3 protein-coding genes are annotated in these 5,995 nt (G+C 71.4%); 1 reads left to right on the forward strand and 2 read right to left on the reverse strand.

The features are described 5' to 3' along the window. Both ACFQVC_RS42320 and ACFQVC_RS42325 read right to left on the reverse strand, forming a co-directional pair. Positions 1–4,902: beta-ketoacyl synthase N-terminal-like domain-containing protein (locus tag ACFQVC_RS42320; RefSeq protein ID WP_381842093.1), on the reverse strand; the 4,902-nt coding region annotated here is incomplete at its 3' end. Positions 4,903–5,051: 149 nt separating this feature from the next. Further along, positions 5,052–5,594 (reverse strand): flavin reductase family protein, encoded by a 543-nt coding sequence (locus tag ACFQVC_RS42325; protein WP_381842091.1) that lies wholly within the window; start codon positions 5,592–5,594, stop codon positions 5,052–5,054. A 269-nt stretch (positions 5,595–5,863) separates the two neighbouring features. Here ACFQVC_RS42325 and ACFQVC_RS42330 point away from each other — a divergent pair. Continuing rightward, a partial coding sequence (locus ACFQVC_RS42330; protein WP_311593543.1) for a biotin carboxylase N-terminal domain-containing protein occupies positions 5,864–5,995 on the forward strand: 132 nt, incomplete at its 3' end.

Genomic DNA, 5,995 nt, shown 5'->3' on the forward strand with positions numbered 1-5,995 from the left:
CCAGGACTCGACGAGGCGGTACAGCGCGACCTCGATGGCGAAGAGGGCGGGCTGGGTGAACTCGGTGCGGTTGAGCTTCTCCGGGTCCTCGCCCCAGATCACCTCCCGCAGCTCGCCGCCGACCTCGTCAAGGGCGGCCAGTACGGCATCGAAAGCTTCGGCGAACACCGGGAACGCGTCGTACAACTCACGGCCCATACCAAGGCGTTGGGCACCCTGACCCGTGAACAGGAACGCCGTACGGCCGTCCTGAGCGGCGCCGGTGACCACTCCCGGCGCGGTCTCGCCCCGGCTGAGTGCGCCGAGCGCGGCGAGCAGTTCCTCGGTGTCCGAGCCGGTGATCACCGCGCGCTGCTCCCAGGCGGTGCGGGTGACCGCGAGGGAGAGGCCGATGTCGGCGGGGGTCTGTTCCGGGTGCGCGGTGACGTGCGCGTGGAGCCGCGCGGCCTGGGCGCGGAGCCCGGCCTCGTCGCGGGCGGACAGCGTCCACAGAGGGCGGGCCTGGGCGCCGTCCGGTGCGATGACGGGCTCGGCGGGCTCGGCCTGGTCGGCGGCCTGCTCGATGACCACGTGCGCGTTGGTGCCGCTGATGCCGAAGGACGAGACGGCCGCACGGCGCGGGCGCCCCTCGGCTTCCGGCCAGGGCTTCGCCTCGGTGAGCAGCCGGACCGTGCCCGACTCCCAGTCGACGTGCGGGGTCGGCTCGCCGACGTGCAGGGTCTGCGGCAGTACGCCGTTGCGCAGCGCCTGCACCATCTTGATGACGCCGCCGACACCGGCAGCCGCCTGGGCGTGCCCGATGTTGGACTTGAGGGAGCCGAGGAAGACCGGCTGCCGTGCGTCCCGTGCGCTGCCGTACGTGGCGATGATCGCCTCGGCCTCGATGGGGTCGCCGAGTTTCGTGCCGGTGCCGTGGGCCTCGACGGCGTCTACGTCGGCCGTGGTGAGCCCGCTGTCGGCGAGTGCCTGGCGGATCACCCGCTGCTGGGAAGGACCGTTGGGGGCGGTCAGGCCGTTGCTGGCGCCGTCCTGGTTGACGGCCGAGCCGCGGATCACCGCGAGCACCTGGTGTCCGTTGCGGCGCGCGTCGGAGAGCTTCTCCACGAGGAGCAGGCCCACGCCCTCGGCCCATGAGGTGCCGTCTGCGTCGGCGGAGAACGACTTGCTGCGCCCGTCGGCGGCGAGCCCGCGCTGGCGGGAGAACTCGACGAACATGCCGGGCGCCGACATCACGGTGACACCGCCGGCGAGGGCGAGGGTCGTTTCGCCCTGGCGCAGCGAACGTATCGCCATGTGCAGCGCCACAAGGGACGACGAGCAGGCCGTGTCCACCGTCACGGCGGGCCCGAGCAGACCGAGTTGATAGGCGATCCGGCCGGACATGACGCTGTTGGTGGAGCCGGTGAGGAGATGGCCCTCGACGCTCGGCGGGCCCTGGTGCAGCCGCGGACCGTAGTCGAGGGCGGTGGCGCCGACGAAGACGCCGGTGCGGCTGCCGCCCAGACCGCGCGGGTCGAGACCGGCCCGCTCGACGGCCTCCCAGGCCGTCTCCAGGAGGAGGCGCTGCTGCGGGTCCATGGCCAGGGCCTCGCGCGGCGAGATCCCGAAGAAGCCCGCGTCGAAGAGGCCCGCGTCGTGCAGGAAGCCGCCCTCGCGCACCGAGCTCTTGCCGGAGCGCTCCGGGTCACGGTCGTACAGGTCCTCGTCCCAGCCGCGGTCCCCGGGGAACCCGGAGATCGCGTCCCGGCCGTCGGCGACCAGCTGCCACAGGTCCTCGGGCGAGGCGACGCCGCCCGGGTAGCGGCAGGCCATGCCGACGATGGCGATCGGCTCGTCGGCGTCCGTGGCGCCGCCGGCCGTGAACACCTCCGCTTCGTCCGGGACCGCGCCCAGCAGCTCGGCGCCGACGTAGCCGGCGAGCGCGGCGGGCGTCGGATGGTCGAAGAGCAGGCCGCTGGGCAGTTCGAGGCCGGTGGCGGTGGAGAGCTGGTTGCGCAGCTCCACCGACATCAGGGAGTCGAAGCCGAGATCCTTGAACGGAAGGCGGAGATCGACGCGTTGGCCCGGCGCGTACTCCAGGACCGCCGCGATCTGGGCGGTCACCAGGTCGGTGACGGCCCGCTCGCGCTCGCTGTCGGAGAGCCCGGCGAGGCGTGCGCCGAGCTCACCGCGCGGGGCGGCGGCGGGCGCCGCGGGACCGGACTCGGCGGTGGGGAGCGCGGCCGCGGGCAGCTCGGCGCGCTCGGCCGGGCGGCCGCCGATCCAGTGACGGCTGCGCTGGAAGGCGTACGTGGGCAGCGCGACGCGCTTGGCGCCGCGGACCGCGTACATCGTCGACCAGTCCACGTCCACGCCGTTCACCTGCAGCGTGCCGAGCGCGGTGAGTAGCCCGAGCCCCGCGTCCCGGCGGCGGTGCAGCACGGAGACGGCGACGGTGTCCTGGCCGGGTGCGGACTCGGCGACGAGCGGGGTGAGGACGGTGTCGGGGCCGATTTCGAGGTACGTGGTGACGCCTTCGGCGGCCAACGAGCGGATGCCGTCGGCGAACCGGACGGCCTCGCGGACGTGGCGTACCCAGTACTCGGGATCGGTCAACTCGGTGGCGATCTGCCCGGTGACGTTGGAGACGACCGGGATGACGGGGTCGCTGTAGGTCAGGGACCGGGCGACGGCACGGAACTCGTCGAGCATCGGCTCCATGAGCGGCGAGTGGAAGGCGTGCGAGACCTTCAGGCGAGTGGTCCTGCGGCCCTCGTTCTCGAAGTGCGCCTGGACGGCCAGGGCCTGCGACTCGTCGCCGGAAACGACCACGGCGGACGGGCCGTTGACCGCGGCGATCGTCACGCCGTCGGTGAGGTGGGGCAGGACCTCGTCCTCCGTGGCCTGGAGGGCGACCATCGCGCCGCCCTCGGGCAGGGCCTGCATCAGACGCCCGCGCGCGGCGACGAGGCGGACGGCGTCCTCGAGGGAGAGGACGCCCGCGACATGGGCGGCGGCGAGTTCACCGATGGAGTGCCCGGCGAGGAAGTCGGGCCTCTGGCCCATGGATTCGAGCATCCGGAACAGCGCGACCTCGACGGCGAAGAGCGCGGGCTGTGTGTACTCGGTCCGGTTGAGGAGATCGGCGTCCTCGCCCCACATCACCTCGCGCAGACGGGGCCCGAAGTCGTCCGGCAGGGCTGCGACGACGGCATCCAGAGTGCCGCGGAAGACATCGCAGCTCTCGTAGAACTCCCGTCCCATGCCCAGGCGTTGGGCGCCCTGGCCGGTGAACAGGAAGGCGGTGCCGCCCGCACGGACCGTCCCGGTGACGACACCGGGTGCCGTGCGTCCCTCGGCGAGCGCCGCGAGGCCGGAGAGCAGCTCGTCGCGTTCCTCGCCCAGGACCACCGCCCGGTGCTCGAAGGCGGTCCGCGCGATGGCCAGCGAATTACCGATGTCGACGGGGCGCAGCTCGGGGTGCGCGGTCACATGCTCGTGCAGCCGGGCGGCCTGGGCGCGCAGGGCCTCCGGGCTCCGGCCGGAGAGTGCCCAGGGCAGCACACCGGCCGTGACGGGGGCCGCGGCGTCCGTCGCGGTGTCCGGCACGGCCGGCGCCTCGGTCAGCACCACATGACAGTTGGTGCCGCCGATACCGAACGAGCTGACTCCCGCGACGAGTTGACGGTCGGGGTGCGGCCACGCGGACAGCTCCTGCGCGACGGACAGGCCGAGCCCGTCGAGGTCGATGGCCGGGTTCGGCGACTCGTAGTGCAGGCTCGCGGGGATCTCACGGTGGTTCAGGCTCAGCAGCGCCTTGATCAGACCGGTGATACCGGCGGCGCCCTCCAGATGCCCGACATTCGTCTTCGCCGAGCCCACCAGGAGCCGGTCACCCGAGTCACGCGCGGAGCCCAGGACGCCGCCGAGCGCACCCGCCTCGATGGGGTCGCCCACCGGGGTGCCGGTGCCGTGCAGCTCGACGTACTGGACCTGGCGCGGGTCGATACCGGCCTTGTCGTACGCCTCCCTGAGGACCTGCTGCTGCGCCTCGCCGCTGGGCACGGTCAGGCCGGGAGTGGCCCCGTCGTTGTTGACGGCGCTGGCACGGATCACACCGTAGATGTGATCGCCGTCCGCGCGGGCCCGGTCGAGCGGCTTGAGGATGACGACGCCGCCGCCCTCACCGCGGACGAACCCGTTGGCGCCCGCGTCGAAGGTACGTGGCACACCGTCGGGGGAGAGGCCGCCGAAGCGCTCCTCGGTGAGCGCTGTCTCGCCGAGGATGTTGAGATTGACGCCGGCGGCGACGGCCACGGACGACTCGCCGCTGCGCAGCGACTCGCAGGCCAGGTGCACGGCCACGAGTGAGGATGACTGGGCGGTGTCGACGGTGAGGCTCGGACCGCGAAGCCCCAGGTGGTACGAGACGCGGTTGGCGATGATGCCGCGGCTGACGCCCGTCATGGTGTGCTGCGTGATGGCCGCCGGACCGTACTGCCCGACGAGGCTCTCGTAGTCGGAGCGGATCGTGCCGACGAACACCGACCCACGACTGTCGCGCAGCGCCGACGGCACGATCCCGGCGTCCTCCAGGGCCTCCCAGGCCAGTTCGAGGACGAGCCGCTGCTGGGGGTCCATGGCGGCGGCTTCACGTGGCGAGATACCGAAGAACCCGGCGTCGAAGTCGCCGATGCCGTCGAGGAACCCGCCCCTGCGGACCCCCTCCTGCGCAGGCGCTTCCACGGTCTCCCAGCGCTCGGACGGCACATCGGTGACGGCGTCCGTCCCGTTGCGCAGAAGGTCCCAGAAAGCCCCTGGGTCGGGTGCCATCGGAAGCCGGCAGGACATTCCGATGACAGCGACGGCCTTTTCCTCCGGGCCCGGACCCTGGTTCTCCGCAGAAGTGCCCTTACTCGTCATCACGCTCGGCTGCCCTTTCCTTGCCGAATTCTCAACGGCCCGAAACAACACGGGTTCTGAACATCAATTGACCGGCTCCTGACACCCCTTGACATTCGGGTGCCGAAAGCCGCGTCCTGTGCAATACCGGAGGGTTGACGAGGTCTCCGTCACGCGCTGCGCGCGACGGCCCGCTGGAAGGCGCCGTCGTAGAAGAGCAGCCCGTCCTGACCGCTGCCGAGTCGCGCCTCGACGACCTGGCCGACAAAGATGGAGTGGTCGCCGAAGCTGTGCGCCGCGGACAGGTCGCACTCCAGCCAGGCGAGGGCGCCGGTGAGCAGCGGCGCACCGGTGCGCGGCCCGGGCGCCCACTCGATCTGGGCGAACTGCGCAGGTCCGAGCGGTCGCTTCTTGTCCGCGAAGAACCGCACCACGTCCTCCTGCGCGGCCTCCATGATGGAGACGCCGAAGTGGCCCGCCGCGGTGATGGCCTCGTGCATCACGGCACTGTGGCCGACGCAGCACAGCACGGACGGCGGGTCGAGCGACACCGAGGTGAACGCGTTCGCGGTCATGCCGTGGAGGTGGTCGCCACCGGTGGACAGCACGGTGACGCCCGTCGCGAACCGGGCCATGACGTCCCGCAGCGCAGCCGGTGCGGCGTCCGCGGCCGTAGCCCGGTCCCCTCCGATTTCTGTGGTCACAGAGTTCATGTCACGCCCTTCATGTAATCCATTAACGAGGGAACCTACGGGAGCCGCGGGAATCGGCTGGCACTGCCGAGTAACTGGCTGCTCCGGCCTTCGACTTCATCGTGTGGCCAACAGCACAGCTACTTGAGTGCACGGCAAAAGAAACGTCATCTTCCGGTAATCGGCAGGTCTTTGACGGCCGTTCGTGCAGTTTCCGGACGGTGATCGGCCAGTAGTCGGCTTCGGCTAGCTTTCTGAGCACTCCGAACTGATCCGAGTAGGGAGCCGTCGTGCGCAAGGTGCTCATCGCCAACCGTGGCGAAATCGCTGTCCGTGTGGCCCGGGCGTGCCGGGACGCGGGGATCGCGAGTGTGGCGGTCTACGCCGATCCGGACCGGGACGCGTTGCATGTGCGTGCGGCG

Source organism: Streptomyces monticola (assembly GCF_042665355.1).
Taxonomy (GTDB): Bacteria; Actinomycetota; Actinomycetes; order Streptomycetales; family Streptomycetaceae; genus Streptomyces; species Streptomyces monticola.

Bases quoted from the DNA above. Each gene is read 5' to 3' on its own strand.
- ACFQVC_RS42325 (WP_381842091.1), bottom strand. From the start codon at position 5,594: ATGAACTCTGTGACCACAGAAATCGGAGGGGACCGGGCTACGGCCGCG.